This is a genomic window from Lachnospira hominis (ex Hitch et al. 2025) (genome assembly GCF_040096395.1).
In the GTDB taxonomy this organism is placed as follows: Bacteria; Bacillota; Clostridia; order Lachnospirales; family Lachnospiraceae; genus Lachnospira; species Lachnospira hominis.
Genome location: NZ_JBBMES010000011.1, coordinates 59,444 through 79,306 on the forward strand (window position 1 = coordinate 59,444; position 19,863 = coordinate 79,306).

The following is a 19,863-nucleotide window of genomic DNA, read 5'->3' on the forward strand; positions in this document are numbered from 1 at the left end:
ATGGCAAGGAAAAAGAAAAAGTCAGAAGATAATCTTGATACAGATAATGGATTAGAAGAAGAAAAAGGCGGCGGGATAGCCGGAGCTCTTCTTGCTGTAGCAATAATTGTTATATGGCTTGTTATATTTGCACTTCTTATAAAGATGGATGTTGGCGGAGTGGGAAGCATGCTCAGGCCATTCCTTAAAAATGTACCGGTAATTAACAGGATTCTGCCGGATAAGTCTGATGAGGAAGTAATGGAAGAGACTGGATACAAGTATAAAAATCTTGCAGAAGCTGTAGACAGAATAAAAGAACTGGAAGACCAGCTGGCACAGTATCAGAATAATGGTGCTGCTGATTCAGACCAGATAGCACAGCTTAAGGCGGAAGTTGAACGTCTCAAGGTTTATGAAGATAATCAGGAGAATTTTCTGAAACAGAAAGAGGAATTTGACAGGGAAGTCGTATTTACAGATAACGCACCTGACATAGAAGAATATAAAAAATGGTATGAGCAGATAAGCCCGGATAATGCAGCACAGATATATAAAGAAGTGTGTGAAAAGATACAATACTCACAGAAGATTCAGGACTGGGCTACTACATATGCTGCTATGGATGCCGCTGATGCGGCTGCTATTATGCAGGAGATGACAGGCGATACAGATATTGTATCAAAGATTCTTCTTTGCATGAAAGCCAAACAGAGAGCTGCCATATTGGCAGAGATGGACCCTGTATATGCAGGAAAACTCACAAAGATAATGTTTCCTTAACAGTCAGGGATAATTAATGGGTGAATTTATCATTTGGGCAGTCAGCAGTGCGTCTGGCTGCCTGATAGATAATTTTACTATATAGTCTGTATGACAAATAATAAGAAAGGAGGATACAAAGTGGGTACAGTTATTTCAGGAGCGCAGAGTGTTGACAATAATGTTGTTCCGGTTGTTTCATCAGGCAAAAACCAGAGTGTAAACGGTCAGAAGTTTGGTGATATAATGGCAAAATCTGTTGGCAGTAATGCAGGAAAGAAGAATTCTTCTACAGATACATTATCGCAGAATTCAATCAGGACAAATACTTCATCATCTGATAAAAATGATGTGGCAGAGAAAGTATCATCAGCTGATAAAGCTAAGGCAAGTGATACTAATAAGACGCAGAATACAAAAACAGATAATAAAGTGGCTGAAAAAGTTGATAAAGCTGCCAACGAAGTATATGACAAGATAAAGAAAACATTGGGAGTTTCTGATGAAGAAATTCAACATTCAATGGAAAATCTTGGGCTTACAATGGCCGATTTATTAATGCCTGAGAATATTATGCAGCTTGTTATGGATATTACAGGTACACAGGATTCAATGCAGCTTGTTACAGATGATATGTTATCAAATGCAATGAAAGATATAATGGATTTTGTTTCACATACATCGCAGCAGCTTGCAGCAGATTTATCTGTGACACCGGATGATTTAAAAGAAATATTACAAAGTGTTTCTTTTGATGAGAAAGCTGATAAAAATATTCAGACACATGAAGAGAATAGCGATGTAAAAGAAGATGCTGCGGACAGCAATATAAAAGATGCATCGCCGCTCGAACAGGTTATTGCAAAGAAGATTACAACAGGTTCTGATTCATCAAAAAATGATGCAATGTCTGAGAAAGAAAATGGACATGAGCAAAAACAATCAGTGTCTTCAAATGAGAATGTTAATCAGCTGGCATCGGGAACAACAACTACAGTACAAAGTATTGCAGAAGAATTTTCTTCAGTCCTTGAGAACAGAGGTGTTAATGAAACGGATATTCTTGATCAGATTATCAATCAGATAAAATTCACATCTGATGATGCTGTTAAGAGTATGGAAATTCAGCTTACACCGGAAACTCTTGGCAAAGTTAATGTTCTTGTATCGGTGAGAGAAGGCGTTGTTACAGCACAGCTTAATGTTCAGAATGAACAGGTTAAAAAAGCGTTGGAAAATCAGATGATTACATTAAAAGAAAATTTTGAAAATCAGGGCGTTAAAGTTGAATCTGTAGAAATTACAGTTCAGACAAACGCATTTGAAAATAATCAGAATTTTAATAATCAGAATGAGCAGAAAAACAATACATCAAAAAATCGTGCAAAGCTCAATCTTAACGGCTTGAATTTTGATGACGACAATGATGATGAATTGGATGATGAACAGAATTCAATGCTTAATGAAAACAGCAGTGTTGAATACATGGCATAAAAAGTGATTTAAGAAAGGAGTATATAATGGTAACATCAAATGTTATTAACGGTTTGATTGATAATTCAAAAAATGATGGAAATATCAGTTCAACAACAAAAAACGATAAGAGTAATTCAAGTCTTGATGTGAATGACTTTTTACAGCTTCTTGTTGCACAGATGCAGTATCAGGATCCGCTTGAGCCGACAGATAATACACAGTATATTGCACAGATGGCTACATTTACACAGGTTGAAGCTACTACAGAGATGGGCAACAAAGTTGAACAGCAGATGGCATCATCACTTGTAGGTAAATCTGTTATTATGAAGACAAATGAAAGCTCTTCAGGAATGATTGCCGGCAAAGTTAATTATTGGGAAAATATCGATGGTAAGATTTATCTTGGAATCAACGGCAAGCTTTATGATATAGCTGACGTTGATACTGTTCTTGACAATGATTACTATGACAAGCTTGTAAATGGAGATACATCTAAAAAAGATGATACAGCATCTGGAAGCGGCAAGGCTGATGATACATCTAAAAAAGATGATACAGCTGACAGTAAGACAGAATAAGACATAAGACAGGAGGCTGCTTATGAACAGTATTATAACTGGTGGATATTCATCCATAGAGCAGGCTGCGGGCAAATTATCAAATAAAAAGGATACATCGCAGGCGGCAGGCAGTTCCGGTATCTCTTTTCAGGATATTTTAAAACAAAAGAAAAATATTGCAGAAGCTGCAAACGAAGTATCAGGCGGTGAAGGCGTAAAATTTTCAAAGCATGCAGATATGAGACTGAAGCAGAGAGACATAACGCTTACCGATGAACAGCTATCAAGACTGAATGAGGGAACGCAGAAAGCCGGACTTAAAGGAATAAGAGAATCTCTGGTTATCATGGATGATTTAGCGTTTATAGTCAATACAAAGAGTAAAACAGTAGTGACAGCGATGGATCAAAACAATAGTGAAGACAATATATTTACAAATATTGACGGGGCAGTAATTATTTAGCCGGACCTGAATGGAGGCTTTGATTTCCCTGAATGACAGATGGGAAATTGTGCCGGTCATATTAGTCTTCATGGATATTATGGAGGAAATTTTATTATGATGAGATCATTGTTCTCTGCTGTGTCAGGTTTAAAGGCACATCAGACAAAAATGGACGTTATTGGTAATAATATTGCCAACGTCAACACAGTTGCATATAAATCACAGTCAGTAACATTCGGCGATGTTTACTATCAGACAACACAGGTTGCCACAGGACCAAATGAAGCTTCTGGAAAAGGTGGTACTAATGCAAAACAGATAGGTCTTGGTTCTACAGTAGGTGCTATTTCAGTAGATCCTACAGCACAGGGTGCATCTGAGAGAACTGATAATACATGGGATTTAATGATTAGCGGAGATAAATTCTTCGTAGTAAGTAATGCAGGAAATACATATTTTACAAGAGCCGGAGATTTTACAACAGATCTTGATGGTGCTATTGTAACACAGAGCGGTGCTAATGTTATGGGTTGGAAAGCAGATGCTGATGGCAATATTATAAAAGACCGTGTTCAGGCTTTGTATGCAACAAGTCCTGAATATACATATACAGCACCAGCAGCAACAACAGGCGTTACAATTACAGGTAATGTAGATTCAAGAGAGACAGGAGATATTGCTTATACAGTGAATTTCTATGATTCACTTGGCAATGAATATCAGGCAACTCTTAATCTTACATATGACAGTAAAGATGCAGCAGCTGGAACAACAAGTTACAATGTTGTTGGCGGTTCGGTTACAATGAATGGACAGCCTACAGAACTTTCAGTTTCATGTGACAGCCAGGTTGTATTTAATACAAATACAGGTGCTTCGATGGTTGGAAATGCCGGACTTGCACTCACGTTTACTGATAACAGTGCAGATGGTTCAGGAAATATTGCTAATATCGGTACTAATAATGGAAATACATCAACAATTAATCTTGATGCTTCAGGACTTACAATGTATGCAGCAGCTTCAAATATTAATGCTACAATGGGAATAAATGGCACAGGAGCAGGTAAAGCAGTAGGTAAAATGACATCAGTAGGTGTTAATGAGTCTGGTCAGATTGTTGCAAGCTACAGCAATGGTGATACAAAGAAGATTGGTCAGATTGCAGTTGCATCATTTACTAACCCATCAGGTCTTGAAAAAGTTGGTGATAATCTTTATGCAGCAACACTTAACTCTGGTTCATTTGATGGAATTGGTGAAGATATATCAGAGTCAAGCGGCAAGATTACATCTGGATATCTTGAAATGTCAAATGTAGATCTTGCAGATCAGTTTACAAACATGATTACAACACAGAGAGGTTATCAGGCAAATTCAAGAATTATTACTGTATCAGATACAATGCTTGAAGAGCTTATTAATCTTAAAAGATAATTGATTTTTATTGGCTGTGGGCAACTATCATGTGTCCGCAGCCATATTTATGGTATCAGACATTTTTAATGGGAAAAATTGTTTAAATTTAGCATGATTTGTTGCAATAAATGCAAAAAAGTGTTTTAATATACATAGTGCATATATCAGGTACCTGTCGGTTTTTGGTACTAAAATATGACTTCACGAAACAATGAGAAATGTATATTATTTATGGGAGGGTCTATGATAAGTGTGACAAGATTTAATGATTCCACGCTGATTATTAATGCTGATTTGATACAGACAGTGGAAGAGACACCGGATACGGTGATAACGCTTACGACCGGCACAAAGTTTATTGTAAAGGAAAAGAGCAAAGAGATTGTAGATAAAGTAGTAGAATATAAAAGAAGAATTTTTGTTAATTCTCCTGTTAATTATAGAGAACAAACATATTGATAAATTTTTAAGAACGGATGGTGTTACATAGTGGATTTAGCTACACTCGTTGGTATTGTTTTAGGTCTTGTAATGGTAGTGTTCGGTATTATATCAAGTGCGGATATCAGTGCTATTACTAAGAGCTTTTTGGATTTGCCTTCATTTATTATTACATTTGGTGGTTCGATTGCTGGTATGATTGGTTCATACACATTTAAGGAACTTATCACATGTCTTAAAGGTATTACGATTGCATTTAAGGATCCTAAGCTTGATTATGGCGGGCTTATTGGAAAGATTATTGAACTTTCCAATGTTGCCAGAAAAGAAGGATTGCTTGCATTGGAAGAAGTTGCAGGTAATCTTGATGATGAGTTTATGAAAAAAGGTATTCTTCTTATTGTAGATGGTACAGAACCTGAACTTGTAAGAGGTATTCTTGAAACAGAACTTGATAATATGGATGCAAGACATAAAAAGATTGCAGGCTTTTATGATAACTGGGCTGCATTAGGTCCTGCATGGGGTATGATTGGTACTCTGGTTGGTCTTATTAACATGCTTGCAGACTTAAATGATATGGCATCTGTAGGACCTAACATGGCGGTGGCTCTTGTCACAACGCTGTATGGTTCGTTGATTGCTAACTGGCTTTGTGTTCCTATTGCAAATAAACTGAAACTTATTAATAATAATGAGTATCAGATGAAAGAGATTATTATAGAAGGTCTTCTTTCAATTCAGGCAGGTGAAAACCCACGAGTTATTGAAGAAAAGCTCAAATCATTCCTTTCACCTGACGCAAGAGGCAATGTGTCAGATTCGGAGGCTGGAGGTGAAGCATAATGAAGAAAAGAGCAGATCCTGAAAAGCCTGCACAGCTCTGGCTTAACACATTTTCGGATTTGATGAATCTGCTGTTGTGCTTCTTCGTACTCCTGTTTGCAATGTCTAATGTTGACCAGGAAAAGTTTCAGGAATTGTCGGCCTCTCTTTCGGCTGCATTTAATGTGCTTCCTAGTGGCGGTTCAGCTATCAATAATGATGGTATACTTGTCGGAAGTGGTGCAAGCCAGCTTAATGCGATAGCAGAACAGTATAATAATATGGGGCTTAATTCTGATGGTGATTATTCACAGGAGCAGGAAGAATCAAAGGATGCATTTGAAGAAGTTGAAAAAGCAGGACTTGAGGAGTCTGAAAAGATGGCAGATGCCATAGAAGATGCATTGAAAGAAGCCAATGTTCTGGATGAAGTCGAGATTACAGCAACAAGCAAGTATGTAGAACTTAATCTTGGAAGTGGTATTTTGTTTGATTCAGGAAGAGCTGAATTAAAATCAGAAGCTGTTAATCTGATTGAAAAAGTTGCAGATGCAATTTATCAGTATAATGATAATCTGATTATAATTGAAGGACATACGGATAATGTTCCAATCAATACGGCAGAGTTCCCGGATAACATGATGTTGTCACAGAAAAGAGCATATTCCGTTTTCAAATATCTTGTTAATAATAAAGGATTTGACCCGGCAACGATGATGTCATCGGGACGAGGTGAATCAGTCCCTATTGCTTCTAATTCTACTGCTGATGGCAGGGCACAGAACAGAAGAGTAGAGATAAAAATATATAATACATATAACAGTTAGAAAACTGTAAAATTTGCGGAGGAACGTTTTTATGAAAAAAAGTATGCTGAATGTCATTACTCTTGCACTTGTTCTTATTAATCTTGTGCTGACTGTTCTTTTGACATTTTCATTGGTCTCAACTAACAACAGGACAAATAATCTGATTAAAAAAGTTGGTGAGATTATTGATCTAGATGCGGCAGGGAATGCAGCCAATGGCTCACAGACAGGAAGTGCTGTTAATATTGACGATATTGAATATGTTGAAGTTAAAAGCGGTGACAGCACCAATATAACAGTGTCTTATACAGACAGTGGTAAGACACATTATGTTGTATTTAAAGTTACACTTGGACTTAATAAGAAAGCAAAAGATTATTCTACAAAGTCAACAAGCATTAATAATGGCATGAAGCTTATTGTAAGCCAGATAACAAATGAGGCTTTAAAGTATTCATATAATACAGTAACTACTAATAAGACAACAATTGAGAAAAATCTGTTGTCTACATTACAGGATCAGTTTGAGACAGAAGCAATCTGTTCAGTAACACTTTCTGAAATTCTTGTACAGTAATTACATAATTAAAAAATCAGATGAATTTTAAGCTTATGAATTGTACAAGGAGGTGAGGAAGTTGGGTGAGGTTCTTTCACAAAGTGAGATTGATAACCTCTTGAAGGCTTTAAACAGTGGCGAGCTTGATATTGACGAAGCAAAAAACACGGAAGAAAAACAGGTGAAAAATTATGATTTTGCAAGACCTGCTAAGTTTTCTAAAGAACATTTAAGAACACTGGAAATTATATACGAACATTTTGCCAGACTTATGTCAACCAATCTTCCGGCATATCTGCGAAAGTCTGTAACGGTAGATGTTGTGAATTCGGAAGTGGTTATTTATTCGGAATTTTCTAATGCATTGTCTAATCCGGTACTGCTCGGTGTTATAAGCATGAGTCCTTTGTCAGGAAATGTAATCATGGAGATGGCATCAAATCTTGGATTTGCTATTGTAGACAGGCTCCTTGGAGGAGTCGGTCAGGCACTTGATAAAGAGAGAGATTTTTCGGAAATAGAGTTGTCAATATTGGAAAGAATATTTTCAATATGTGTTAATCTTTTCCATGAACCATGGGAGAATGTAGTAAGTATATCTCCACGTCTGGAAAGAATTGAGACAAACTCCCAGTTTGCCCAGATTATTTCTCCAAGTGAGACAATTGCGATTGTGACACTTAATATTAAAATTGGAGATGTGGAAGGACTTATGAATATATGTCTTCCATTTGATACACTTGAACCGGTTATTGATAAACTTAATACTAAATACTGGTTCTCAACGATGAAAGAAAAAGATGAACATTCATACGAGGATACAATTGAAACTGCCATCAGCAGAGCAATGATTCCTATAAAAGCTGTGCTTGGAAATAGCACAATTAATGTGTCAGATTTTGCAAACCTTCAGGTTGGAGATATAATAAAAATCAATCGTAAGGTTGATGAAGAGCTTGAGGTGTTTGTTGGTAATATCCGTAAATTTAAGGCATTGCCGGGATATTCTGATGATAAATATGCAGTTAGGGTAACAGAGGTTATCAGAGAGGAGAGTGAATAAGGATGGATGGAATGCTGTCACAGGAAGAGATAAATGCATTACTTGCAGGAGCATCAGGCAGCGGTGATTCTTCAACAACCGATAGCAGTGCAGATAATAATGCACAGAATGCGGCTGGTCAGGAGGATAATAACAATACACCGTCAGCACAGAATGAACAGCAGTTTGTTCTCTCTGATTCCGAAAAGGATGCGGTTGGTGAAATATCCAATATCAGTATGGGAACAGCGGCAACGACACTTAGTTCTTTACTTAATCAGAAAGTGAATATCACAACACCTACAGTTGAGGTATCTACATGGGATGAACTGTCTGTTAAATATGACAGACCATGTGTTATGTTGCAGATTTCATATAAAGAAGGAATAGATGGTAATAATGTTCTTATTTTAAAAGAACGTGATGTTAAAATTATTACAGATTTGATGATGGGTGGCACAGGTCAGGTTGATGATGATGAACCATTATCAGAATTGCATCTTAGTGCTATTGGTGAAGCAATGAATCAGATGATGGGTTCAGCAGCAACATCAATGTCATCAATGTTTAACAGAAAAATAGATATTAGCCCACCAATTGCAAATATGGTGGAAACTTATAGTGATTCAATAGATGACCTTCCTCCGTTTTTAAAAGGTCAGTTTGTTATGGTTGCATTCAAGATGCAGATTGGCGACCTGATTGATAGTGAGATTATGCAGCTCTATCCGATAGAGTTTGCAAAAGAGCTTCTCAATCTTTTTTCACCGGAATTAAATGGCAGTTCATCAGCTAATGTTGAATCACAGCCTGCACAGCCAGAACCGGTACCACAGCCAACACCAGCCCCACAGCCAACACCGGCCCCACAGCCAGCACCAGCACCTGCTGCACCACAGCCTGATATGTCAGCACAGGCACCACAGGGAATGCCTTATGGTTATCCGCAGATGGGAATGCCTTATGGTTATCCACCTATGCAGGGACAGCCTATGGCCTATGGTTATCCACCTATGCAGGGACAGTCTGCAGTGCCACAGCAGGATGTCAATGTTGCTCCGGCAGCATTCCAGCCGTTTGCCGGTGATGTTAATGCTCTTTCACAAAAAGAAAATATCGATTTAATTATGGATGTTCCTCTTGATGTAACTGTTGAACTTGGCAGAACAAAGAAATCAATAAAAGATATTCTTGAATTTGCACCAGGTACAATTGTTGAACTTAATAAAATTGCAGGTGAGGCAATTGATGTACTTGTAAATGGCAAATATGTTGCTAAAGGCGAAGTTGTTGTTATTGAAGAAAGCTTTGGTGTAAGAATAACAGAAATTATTAAAGAACAGTAATGATTAAGTGAATTTAAAAATATAAATAAAAAGTTAAGAAAAAAACAGTATGAAAACACACTGGGATGTTGTATAATGTAATCGAATTATCTTAGTGAATGTAAAAGATAGGAGAAATAAAATATGGCAAAGAATATTTTAATATGTGATGATGCAGCATTTATGAGAATGATGATTAAGGATATTCTCACAAAGAATGGATATAACATTGCAGGAGAGGCTGAGAATGGTGCAAAAGCAGTTGAAAAGTATGCCGAACTCAAGCCAGACCTTGTACTTATGGATATTACAATGCCTGAAATGGATGGTATTCAGGCACTCAAGAAGATAAGAGAAAGCGATCCTAATGCTGCTATTATTATGTGTTCAGCTATGGGTCAGCAGGCTATGGTTATTGAATCAATTCAGTCTGGAGCAAAAGATTTCATTGTTAAGCCTTTCCAGGCAGACAGAGTTATTGAAGCTGTAAGGAAGGTTGTCGGATAATGACAATGCTTGCAATAGGAAGCAGCAGACTTGAAGCATTTGCACAATTAATTACACTTGTTCTTATTTTTGCATTTGTACTTGCACTTACATATTTTGCCACAAAGTGGGTGGGCAATTATCAAAAAGAGAAAATGTCCGGAAGCAATATTACAGTGCTTGAGACCATGAAAATATCTGGAACTAAATATTTACAGATAATTAAGATAGGAACTAAGTGTTTTGCAATTGCAGTCTGTAAAGATACTATTACATATTTATGTGAGGTAAATGAAGAGGATTTAATATACAGGGAAAACAATTCTTCTAAATTAAAATCCGAAAATTTTAATGCGATATTAGAAAAGTTTAAGAAAGACAAGCCGCAGGACTAGGCAGGAATCAGCAATATGTTACATTTTTTAAAGAAGTATAAGAAGAAAATTCTTAGAGTTTCATTAGGATTGTCAGCTTTTTTTGCAATATGTATGTTTATGGTAAGCCATACATTTGCAGCTGATGGAGATGGTAATAACAATTTGATAAGTATTGGTATTTCATCAGGTGAAGGTTCAGATATGGCGAGCGTGCTTCAGATGCTGCTTGTACTTACAGTTCTGTCGCTTGCACCATCAATATTAATGATGCTCACTTCATTTACGAGAATTGTTATTGTATTGCATTTTACAAGAGCTGCTATTGGTACACAGACAGTGCCGCCTAATCAGGTAATAGTAGGTTTGTCTTTATTTTTGACATTTTTTATTATGGCACCTACGTTTAATGAAGTATATACAAGTGCAGTTGTGCCGCTTACTAATAATGAGATTACAGCACAGGAAGCATTTGATATAGGTGTTGTGCCTGTAAGAAAGTTTATGCTTAAACAGGTTTCAACAAAAGATTTGGATACATTCCTTAAAATAGCTGATTTTGAGGAGGGTTCAGTTAAATCTGAAGATGATATTCCACTTCAGGTTCTTATACCGAGTTTTATTGTTAGTGAATTAAGAATTGCATTTATAATTGGATTTCTTATATATCTGCCATTTATTGTTATTGATATGGTTGTTTCGTCTACGCTTATGTCAATGGGTATGATGATGCTGCCGCCAACGACAATTTCTACACCATTTAAAATTCTTTTGTTTGTAATGGCAGATGGCTGGAATCTTATAATAGGAAATCTTATGTCAACATTTAATTAATGATTATTATATGTGCCTGTGCGTTACAGCACAGGCATATTCTTTAATTTACGCGTGTAACGAGCCAAAGTCCGTGCTTGCACGAGACCTTGGCGACTGCCGCGATAACTTGAGAAACTCGCGGAGCGTGTTTCTCATAGTTTGCCGGAACAGCAGGGAGAAAGTTTATGAGTAGTTCAGATATTATCACAATTGCAAGACAAACGGTCTGGGTAATAGTTAAAACCTCTGTGCCGCTGTTATTAGTTTCGATGGTTGTAGGTCTTATAATAAGCCTTTTTCAGACACTTACGTCAATTCAGGAACAGACACTTACATTTGTTCCAAAACTTATCGCAATTCTTATAGGAATTATGGTGATGGGAACATGGATACTCAACGAGATAGTTGCTTTTATGAATACCTTATGGGGCAGCTTCAGTCAGTATATATCGTGAAAGTATTGTTTTTTAAATTTGAAAATGGAAAGGTAGTAAAACAATGATTCAATATGAAGTTGCATTGGAACAATTGGAAATTTTTGTTTTGATACTTATGCGTATTGCATCTTTCATATATGTTGCACCTTTTTTTAATACAGCTAATGTTCCAAGAAGAACAAAGATTGGACTGGCTTTTTTTGTAACAGTTCTTGTATATAGTGTTAAGGCGGATATGACAGTGGAATATTCCGGCATTATAGGTTATGCAGTTGTTGTCCTGCAGGAAGTTGCAGTTGGTCTTATTCTTGGTGCAATGGCATCGTTTTGCGTCCAGATTATTATGTTTGCCGGAAAAATGATAGATATGGATACAGGTCTTGCAATGGCTCAGATTATGGATCCGACGACTAATGTGCAGGTTGGTATTTTTGGTAATTTTTATTACTATATACTTCTTCTGCTTCTGATGGTATCAGGCCTGTACAGATATCTGATTTCTGCTATTGTTGAGACATATAATGTCATTCCGATAGGACAGGTAAAGTTTTCTGCATCTATTTATAATGATATAATTGGATTTATGTCAGATTATTTTGTCATAGGCTTCAGAATTGCACTTCCTGTATTTTCTGCAATACTGCTTCTGAATGTTATTCTTGCAATTCTTGCAAGGATTGCACCACAGATGAATATGTTTGTTGTTGGAATGCAGCTTAAAATATTTGTCGGCATATTTGCTGTCTTTTTTACAATAGTGATGATGCCGGCAGTATCGACATTTATTGAAGATGAGATAAAAACGCTTATGGCTTCACTCGTAAGGGGGATGAGCCCATGACAGAGAACAGAATTCTTATTTCTTATAATCTGCAGTTCTTTGCCAAGGACGGACCAGGCGGCGAAAAAACAGAGCCGGCTACAAGTAAAAAGCTTAATGATGTCCGTAAGGAAGGCCAGGTTGCAAAGAGCAAAGATATTATAATGGCAGTATCACTTATGTCGCTTTTTATAATAATTAAAATATATGTTGGAACAATGGGAGAGCGTTTCATAAGTTCATTCAAGGAATTTTATAACAGTTTTGAACTTATTGTTCATTCAAGCTCGGATGGACTTACGGTAGCACTTGGTGCTTCAGCAGTAAAAAATGTTTTTATGGATGTGCTTAATATTACGCTTCCGATATTTTTGATAGCTGTTGTAATTGCAATACTTGGCAATGTTTTACAGCAGAAATGGATGATTACATCAAAGCCGCTTACACCGAAGTTCAGTAAGCTGAGTATTATCAGTGGATTTAAAAGATTGTTTTCATTCAGGCAGCTTTTTGAACTGTTAAAGTCAATTGCAATGATGATAGTTATAGGCGTTGTTGTGTTTGTGACTATAAGAAAAAAAGTTGGACTTCTTCTTACATTTTATGATATTACACTTTATCAGGCCCTCGCCGCAGTTGGCGATATTATTGTAGATCTGGGTATAAAGATAAGTGCGATTTTCCTTGTTATAGGTTTTGTTGATCTTGTTTATCAGAGAATAAAGTTTAAAAATGATACAATGATGACAAAGCAGGAAATTAAAGATGAGTTCAAAGATTCTGAAGGTGATCCTCAGGTAAAAGGTCAGATTAGAAGAAAAATGCAGGAGATTTCAAGGAGACGTATGATGCAGCAGCTTCCGGAGGCGGATGTTGTAATTACAAACCCGACGCATTTTGCAGTTGCATTAAAATATGAGCCTGACAGCGGAATGGCTCCTGTTGTAATTGCCAAAGGTGCTGATTACCTGGCATTTCAGATAAGAGAAAAAGCGAAAGAATGTAATATTGAAATTGTTGAAAATAAACCACTTGCACGAATTCTTTATCATAATGTTGATATCGGTATGGAAATACCACCTGAGTTATACCAGGCGGTTGCTGAGATTCTTGCAAGAGTGTTACAGCCTGATTTGACTTAAATTAAGTTGAATAAATAAATTATTCATGGTAAAATATTATGATGTCAGTTTATGACGAAAAAAGATGATGAAAGGGAGAAAGAAATATGAAGATTAAGAAAAATGACCTGTTTATTGGAATTTATCTGCTCTCTGCGGTTATTTTCTTTATTATTTCAATCCCATCATGGCTGCTTGATATTCTTCTGGCACTCAATATAGCAGTTGCACTTATTATATTATTTAATGCGTTATATGCAAAAGAAGTGCTTGATATGGCATCATTTCCTACAATGTTGTTATTTACAACTATTTTTAGAATTTCCCTCAATGTATCTTCAACAAAGCTTATCCTTACTAAAGGTGATGCCGGTAAAGTCGTTGATACATTTGGAAAGTTTGTAGGCGGCGGCAATCTTGTTATCGGTGCCATAATATTTATAGTTCTCGTTATTATTCAGTTTATAGTTATCAATAAAGGTACAGAGCGAGTAGCTGAAGTTACAGCACGATTCACGCTCGATGCCATGGCAGGCAAGCAGATGGCAATTGACTCTGACCTTAATACAGGTGCAATCACAGATAAAGAAGCAGCTGAAAGAAGAAAGAAGCTACAGCTTGAAAACAGTTTCTTTGGTTCAATGGATGGTGCTACAAAGTATGTAAAAGGTGATGCCACTGCAGGTCTTATTATTACCGGTATTAACATTGTCGGTGGTATTGTAATGGGCATGATGTATAACGGACTCAGTATCAATGAAGCCTTATCAAAGTATACAATACTTACAATCGGTGATGGACTCTGTAGCCAGATACCATCTTTGCTTATATCTCTTGCAACTGGTGTTCTTGTAACAAAAGCATCAAGTGATGGTGAACTTGGCGATGAGATTGTTGGACAGCTGTTCTCAATGGACAGGGTTCTTATGATGGTTGGTGGTGCTCTTACAGTATTAGGTGTATTTACGCCACTTCCTATATATGTATTTGTTCCTTTTGGTGTAGCACTTATTCTTGCAGGAAGAAAGCTTGGAGATAAGAAGGGTGAAGAACAGATAGAGGAAGAAGTGGAACGTGAGGAGACAGAAGCACAGGAAATCAGGAAGCCGGAGAACGTTGTCAGTCTTCTTAATGTAGACCCTATTGAATTGGAATTTGGTTATGGTATTATTCCTCTTGCCGATGTCAATCAGGGGGGCGACCTTCTTGACAGAGTTGTAATGATACGACGCCAGGTTGCCCTGGAACTTGGTGCTGTAGTGCCTATTATCCGTTTAAGGGATAATATCCAGCTCAATCCTAACCAGTATGTAATTAAGATAAAAGGTATACAGGTGAGTGAAGGTGAGATATTGTTTGACCATTATATGGCTATGAATCCGGGATATGTTGAGGAAGAGATTACAGGTATTCCTACATTTGAACCGTCATTCCATCTTCCGGCAATATGGATAACAGAAAGTCAGAGAGAACGTGCTGAATCACTTGGATATACAGTAGTTGACCCGCCATCAATAATTGCAACACATCTGACAGAAGTTATCAGACAGCATATTGCTGAACTTCTTACACGTCAGGATGTACAGAATCTTATTAATAATATTAAAGAAAACAATTCAACGCTTATTGAAGAGCTTGTGCCTAAACTTCTTGGTGTTGGTGAAATCCAGAAAGTTCTTCAGAATCTTCTTGAAGAAGGCATATCAATAAGGGATCTTGTAACCATATTTGAAACACTTGCAGATCATGCACCGGTTACAAGAGATACAGATATTCTTACGGAATATGTGAGACAGAGCCTGAAGCGTGCAATATCCGGAAAATATTTTCCACCGAACGAAGTTACTAATGTTGTTACTCTCGATCCGGCGGTTGAACAGGATATTATGGGTTCGGTAAAGAATACAGAACAGGGATCATATCTTACACTTGACCCTGAAAAAACAAAAAAAATTGTTGCCAGTCTTAAAGATGCAATTAAGAAACTTGAAGATATGGGCAAGAATCCGATAGTAATTACATCTCCGATAGTAAGACTTTATTTTAAAAAACTTGTTTCGGATTACATAAAAGATATAATTGTGATTTCATATAATGAAGTTGAATCAAATGTGGAATTACAGTCAGTAGGGATGGTGACAGAATAAGATGATAGTTAAGAAATTTCAGGGCGAAACAGAAAAAGATGCTATTTTAAAGGCTCAGGAAGAATTGGGAAATAATGCCGTAGTTTTAAATGTGAAAACTATTAAGCAGAGAGGAATTTTAAAATTATTTAAAAAGGATGTTGTTGAAGTAACAGCGGCACTTGAAGAAGAAGAATTATCGAAAAAAGCAAACACAGGTGCAAAAGAGTTTGGAAAAGCTTTTGAAGCATCATCATATGCGGGAAATATGCATAAGCAGCCTGATATATCTTCAAGACCTGCAGGCGGTCTTAATCTTTTAGCAGATGAGAAAATATCAGTTTCAAGTGAGTCGGCTGTTATAGAACAGAAACTCGATTCGCTTCACAGCCTTTTACAGAGCCAGATTAATGCAGGTGCATCCAGAAAGAACAGCATGCAGGTTGATGATGAAAAAGAGCGTGATGACATTGCAGCTGAACGCATTGCCGGGAAAAAAGCTGTAGAAGAACGTGAAAATGCCAATATGAAATTTATACGACTGATATACAAAAAACTTGTTGACAATGAAGTGAATGAAAAATTCGCTGATGAAATAATGGCAGATATAGAGAATTCATTAAAAAGAGAGTCTAATATTGATAGTATCCTGTCGGCTGTATATCAGAAAATTATCTTAAAACTTGGTGAGCCAAAACCGATTGAACTTGGTGATAAACCTAAAGTTGTATTTTTTATCGGACCTACGGGAGTAGGAAAGACAACTACAATTGCAAAAATTGCTTCAAGATTCAAACTTGAAGAATATGCCAGAGTGGCATTTGTAACGGCAGATACATACAGAATAGCGGCAGTTGAACAGCTCAATACATACGCTTCAATTATTGACAGCCCCGTAGATGTTATATATAGTGCCGATGAGCTTGAAGAATCACTTGATAAATATAAGAATTATGATTTGATTCTTGTCGATACGGCAGGCCGTTCACATAAATGTGAAGAACAGATGGATGAGCTTAGCGATATGCTCAAAAAAGCCGAAAAGTTAAAAGACAATTTTGACGTTGAGATATATCTTGTTCTTAGTATAACAACAAAATACAAAGACCTGGTAAATATAGCACAGAGATATGAAGATATTAACAACTGGTCTATTATATTTACAAAACTTGATGAGACGTGTTCTCTCGGAAATATACTTAATGTAAGACTGCTTACAGGTGCACAGCTTTCGTATACAACATATGGACAGAATGTGCCTAATGATATTGAACTTATTGACGAACAGGCTTTAGCAAGGAAATTGCTGGGAGGAAGTGAATAATGGATCAGGCAGAAACACTTAGAAATATAATAAAGCTTCAGAATCAGAGAACTGTTACTAATGCCAGAGTAATAACAGTTACGAGTGGCAAAGGTGGTGTCGGTAAGTCAAATACATCAATTAATCTTGCTCTTCAGTTCCAGAAAATGGGAAAGAAAGTAATAATACTTGATGCGGATTTTGGACTTGCCAATGTCGAAGTCATGTTTGGCGTAATTCCGAAATATAACATGGGTGACCTTATATTTAACGGCATGGATATAAAAGATATTATAACAGAAGGACCTGAAGGTGTAGGATTTATATCAGGTGGTTCTGGAATAGCAAAACTTGTCAATCTTGATAAAGATCAGGTAAAAAATCTTGTCGGAAAGCTGTCACAGCTAGAAGAGTTTGCAGATGTTATAATCATAGATACAGGAGCCGGTATATCACCCGCTGTAATGGAATTTATACTTGCATCACCTGAAACAGTGCTTGTGACAACTCCGGAGCCGACTTCTATAACAGACTCATATGCACTTCTTAAAGCACTCAGCATGACAGATTCATATGATTCATCTGTAAATAAAGTAAAGATGCTTGCAAACCGCGTCTCTAATGAGAAAGAGGGCAGAAATCTGTATGAAAAGCTCAACTCAGTTGTGACTAAATTCCTTAATATTAAGATGGAATATTTAGGTCATGTGGTTTATGATGATAATATGACAAAAGCTGTAATGAGCCAGAAACCTGTAACAATTATGTATCCACATTCACCAGCTTCAAGATGTTATGAAAATATAGTGAGTACACTTGAAACAGGTCATGCAGTATCGCAGAATGCAGGTGTAAGAAGTTTCTTCAGAAATGTATTTTCAAGAAAAATGAAAAATGGAGATTGATATGGATAGAATTTTGAGCGTGGGAAACAAAATCGAATTAAGTAAAATTAAAAAGAATAAAGATGACGACGCAGTCACATATGTGAGCCAGATTCTTGATATGAAAGATGAAAAAATTGTTGCGGCAATGCCTATAAGTGAAGGCCACATAGTACCAATTGAGCCTGGAAGCAGGATGCATGCATATTTTTATACAGTAAAAGGTATTTTCAGCTGTGAGATTCTTGTTACTGAAAGAGGTAAAGAAGGTAATATATATATAATGGAAGTTGAATGTACAACGGAACTTAAAAAGTTCCAGAGAAGACAGTTTTATCGTCTTCCATGTACTATTGAAGGATACTTCAGAAAGCTTACAGATACGGAACTTTTAAGATTTCAGCATGATAATATTGTGCCTGAGGATACACAGGATGTTGACAAGGGCATTATTGTCGATATAAGTGGCGGCGGATTAAGAATTATGACTGATAAGCCGCTTGAAAAGAATAATTATATTTATATCCGCTTTCCTGTGGAGATGAATATAGGTAATAGAGATATTGAAGTTGTCGGAAGAGTAATTCTGTCATTGGAATCTCCAAACAGAAAAGACTGTTATGATAACAGGATACAGTTTAAAGGTATTTCCCGTGAATTAAGGGAGACTGTTGTCAAATATATATTTGAACAGCAGCGTATAATTCAAAGAAAGGAAAGGGGAGAGCATTTTGGCAAAGAAAATACTGGTAATTGATGATTCTGCACTCATGAGAAGAGTTATATCTGATATAATTAACTCAGGCGGTGATTATGAAGTTGCGGCAATTGCTAGAGATGGCGTAGAAGGATTTGATTTAATAGTATCTAATCCTCATCTTTACAGTGCCGTTATCCTTGATATTAACATGCCTAAGATGAATGGACTGGAACTGCTTGAAAAGCTGCAAAAGAACAGAATAGAGCAGACAGTTATTGTAGTCAGCACTGTTGCAAAAGAAGGTGCAAAAGAAACAATAAAAGCACTTGAACTTGGAGCGTTTGATTTCGTAACAAAGCCGGAAAATTATCTTGAGACAAAGGGTGAAACATTTAAGAACAATATTCACAAGATGCTTGATCTTGCAACCGGAAGCCACAGAAGCAAAGTTGATTTAAGAACAACCTCTTTTGCAAAGCCGGGAAGCGTAGTAAGACCGGCAAAACCGAAGCCGGTGGTTATGCCAAGAAAGCTGGAGCCGGGGAATTTTACTGGCGTTAAGACAGGCAGGAAAAAGATTGTGGCACTTGCATGTTCTACAGGAGGTCCTAAGTCATTACAGCAGGTTATTCCTTATCTTCCTAAGAACCTGGATGCACCGGTTGTGCTTGTACAGCATATGCCGGCTGGATTTACATTTTCTCTTTCTCAGCGTCTTAATGAGATAAGTGAAGTAGAAGTAAAAGAAGCTCAGGAAGGTGATATATTAAAAAATGGTGCGGTATATATTGCACCGGGCGGAAAGCACATGAGGGTCGTGAAAAAAGGCACGTATTATTGTATTAAGTTAAGTGACGAGCCAGCCATAGACGGATTAAGACCGTGTGCCAACGTAATGTATGAGTCGCTCGAAAACTGCCAGTATGATGAGATAACATGTGTTGTACTTACAGGTATGGGAGCGGACGGAACAAAAGGAATACAGGGTCTGGCAGCCCATCATAAAAAACTGCATGTAATTGCACAGGATGCTGATACATGTGTTGTTTATGGAATGCCGAAAGCAATAGCACAGACAGGCCTCGTTGATGAAGTTGTACCTTTGGGCAGCGTGGCAGAAACAATTACGAAGAACGTGGGGGTATCTTAAC

22 protein-coding genes are annotated in these 19,863 nt (G+C 37.0%); all 22 read left to right on the plus strand.

Annotated features, from left to right (window positions below):
• The 22 genes from WMO38_RS10255 to WMO38_RS10360 all read left to right on the plus strand — a co-directional run bounded on the left by WMO38_RS10255 (position 1) and on the right by WMO38_RS10360 (position 19,862).
• Positions 1–762 carry a MotE family protein gene (locus WMO38_RS10255; protein ID WP_186837026.1) on the plus strand — a complete coding sequence of 254 codons (762 nt, stop codon included), beginning with the start codon at positions 1–3 and terminating at the stop codon, positions 760–762.
• A gap of 120 nt (positions 763–882) precedes the next feature.
• Positions 883–2,235, plus strand: coding sequence for a flagellar hook-length control protein FliK (locus tag WMO38_RS10260; protein ID WP_349162559.1), 1,353 nt, complete (start codon positions 883–885; stop codon positions 2,233–2,235).
• Between the two features lie 26 nt (positions 2,236–2,261).
• A complete protein-coding gene (locus tag WMO38_RS10265) occupies positions 2,262–2,798 on the plus strand; it encodes a flagellar hook assembly protein FlgD (protein WP_349162560.1) in 537 nt (178 codons plus the stop codon).
• 22 nt (positions 2,799–2,820) lie between these two features.
• A complete protein-coding gene (locus tag WMO38_RS10270) occupies positions 2,821–3,243 on the plus strand; it encodes a TIGR02530 family flagellar biosynthesis protein (RefSeq protein WP_186837029.1) in 423 nt (140 codons plus the stop codon).
• Positions 3,244–3,339: 96 nt separating this feature from the next.
• Positions 3,340–4,662 (plus strand): flagellar hook protein FlgE, encoded by a 1,323-nt coding sequence (locus WMO38_RS10275; RefSeq protein WP_349162561.1) that lies wholly within the window; start codon positions 3,340–3,342, stop codon positions 4,660–4,662.
• A gap of 225 nt (positions 4,663–4,887) precedes the next feature.
• Entirely contained in the window at positions 4,888–5,103 is a 216-nt protein-coding gene (locus WMO38_RS10280) for a flagellar FlbD family protein (RefSeq protein WP_021866055.1), read from the plus strand.
• A 30-nt stretch (positions 5,104–5,133) separates the two neighbouring features.
• Positions 5,134–5,931: a motility protein A gene (locus WMO38_RS10285; protein ID WP_186837031.1), complete on the plus strand. Its 798-nt coding sequence runs from the start codon at positions 5,134–5,136 to the stop codon at positions 5,929–5,931.
• Positions 5,931–6,737 (plus strand): OmpA family protein, encoded by an 807-nt coding sequence (locus WMO38_RS10290; RefSeq protein ID WP_349162562.1) that lies wholly within the window; start codon positions 5,931–5,933, stop codon positions 6,735–6,737. The genes WMO38_RS10285 and WMO38_RS10290 overlap by 1 nt, the downstream gene beginning before the upstream one ends.
• Before the next feature lie 31 nt (positions 6,738–6,768).
• Complete coding sequence (locus WMO38_RS10295) at positions 6,769–7,296, plus strand: flagellar basal body-associated FliL family protein (protein ID WP_021866052.1); 528 nt, start codon at positions 6,769–6,771, stop codon at positions 7,294–7,296.
• 61 nt (positions 7,297–7,357) lie between these two features.
• Positions 7,358–8,341, plus strand: coding sequence for a flagellar motor switch protein FliM (gene fliM, locus WMO38_RS10300; protein ID WP_021866051.1), 984 nt, complete (start codon positions 7,358–7,360; stop codon positions 8,339–8,341).
• Positions 8,342–8,343: 2 nt separating this feature from the next.
• Entirely contained in the window at positions 8,344–9,666 is a 1,323-nt protein-coding gene (fliY, locus tag WMO38_RS10305) for a flagellar motor switch phosphatase FliY (protein ID WP_349162563.1), read from the plus strand.
• Between the two features lie 123 nt (positions 9,667–9,789).
• Entirely contained in the window at positions 9,790–10,152 is a 363-nt protein-coding gene (locus WMO38_RS10310) for a response regulator (protein ID WP_021866048.1), read from the plus strand.
• Positions 10,152–10,526 carry a flagellar biosynthetic protein FliO gene (locus tag WMO38_RS10315; protein WP_021866047.1) on the plus strand — a complete coding sequence of 125 codons (375 nt, stop codon included), beginning with the start codon at positions 10,152–10,154 and terminating at the stop codon, positions 10,524–10,526. Before WMO38_RS10310 ends, WMO38_RS10315 begins: the two co-directional genes overlap by 1 nt.
• Positions 10,527–10,541: 15 nt before the next feature.
• Positions 10,542–11,339: a flagellar type III secretion system pore protein FliP gene (gene fliP / locus WMO38_RS10320; RefSeq protein ID WP_021866046.1), complete on the plus strand. Its 798-nt coding sequence runs from the start codon at positions 10,542–10,544 to the stop codon at positions 11,337–11,339.
• Positions 11,340–11,506: 167 nt separating this feature from the next.
• Complete coding sequence (gene fliQ / locus WMO38_RS10325; RefSeq protein WP_349162566.1) at positions 11,507–11,776, plus strand: flagellar biosynthesis protein FliQ; 270 nt, start codon at positions 11,507–11,509, stop codon at positions 11,774–11,776.
• 43 nt (positions 11,777–11,819) lie between these two features.
• Positions 11,820–12,599 (plus strand): flagellar biosynthetic protein FliR, encoded by a 780-nt coding sequence (gene fliR / locus WMO38_RS10330; RefSeq protein ID WP_349162567.1) that lies wholly within the window; start codon positions 11,820–11,822, stop codon positions 12,597–12,599.
• Positions 12,596–13,720, plus strand: a complete 1,125-nt coding sequence (gene flhB / locus WMO38_RS10335; RefSeq protein WP_349162568.1) for a flagellar biosynthesis protein FlhB — start codon at positions 12,596–12,598, stop codon at positions 13,718–13,720. Before fliR ends, flhB begins: the two co-directional genes overlap by 4 nt.
• Before the next feature lie 86 nt (positions 13,721–13,806).
• Entirely contained in the window at positions 13,807–15,846 is a 2,040-nt protein-coding gene (gene flhA, locus WMO38_RS10340) for a flagellar biosynthesis protein FlhA (protein WP_186837036.1), read from the plus strand.
• Between the two features lies 1 nt (position 15,847).
• The gene (flhF, locus tag WMO38_RS10345) at positions 15,848–17,149 is read left to right on the plus strand and encodes a flagellar biosynthesis GTPase FlhF (protein WP_021866041.1); all 1,302 of its coding nucleotides are present in this window, start codon (positions 15,848–15,850) and stop codon (positions 17,147–17,149) included.
• On the plus strand, positions 17,149–18,033 hold the full coding sequence (locus tag WMO38_RS10350) for a MinD/ParA family protein (RefSeq protein ID WP_021866040.1): 885 nt from the start codon (positions 17,149–17,151) through the stop codon (positions 18,031–18,033). Before flhF ends, WMO38_RS10350 begins: the two co-directional genes overlap by 1 nt.
• Position 18,034: 1 nt before the next feature.
• Positions 18,035–18,769 carry a flagellar brake protein gene (locus WMO38_RS10355; RefSeq protein ID WP_349162570.1) on the plus strand — a complete coding sequence of 245 codons (735 nt, stop codon included), beginning with the start codon at positions 18,035–18,037 and terminating at the stop codon, positions 18,767–18,769.
• On the plus strand, positions 18,744–19,862 hold the full coding sequence (locus WMO38_RS10360) for a protein-glutamate methylesterase/protein-glutamine glutaminase (RefSeq protein ID WP_349162571.1): 1,119 nt from the start codon (positions 18,744–18,746) through the stop codon (positions 19,860–19,862). Before WMO38_RS10355 ends, WMO38_RS10360 begins: the two co-directional genes overlap by 26 nt.
• The last annotated feature ends 1 nt before the right edge of the window (position 19,863 follow it).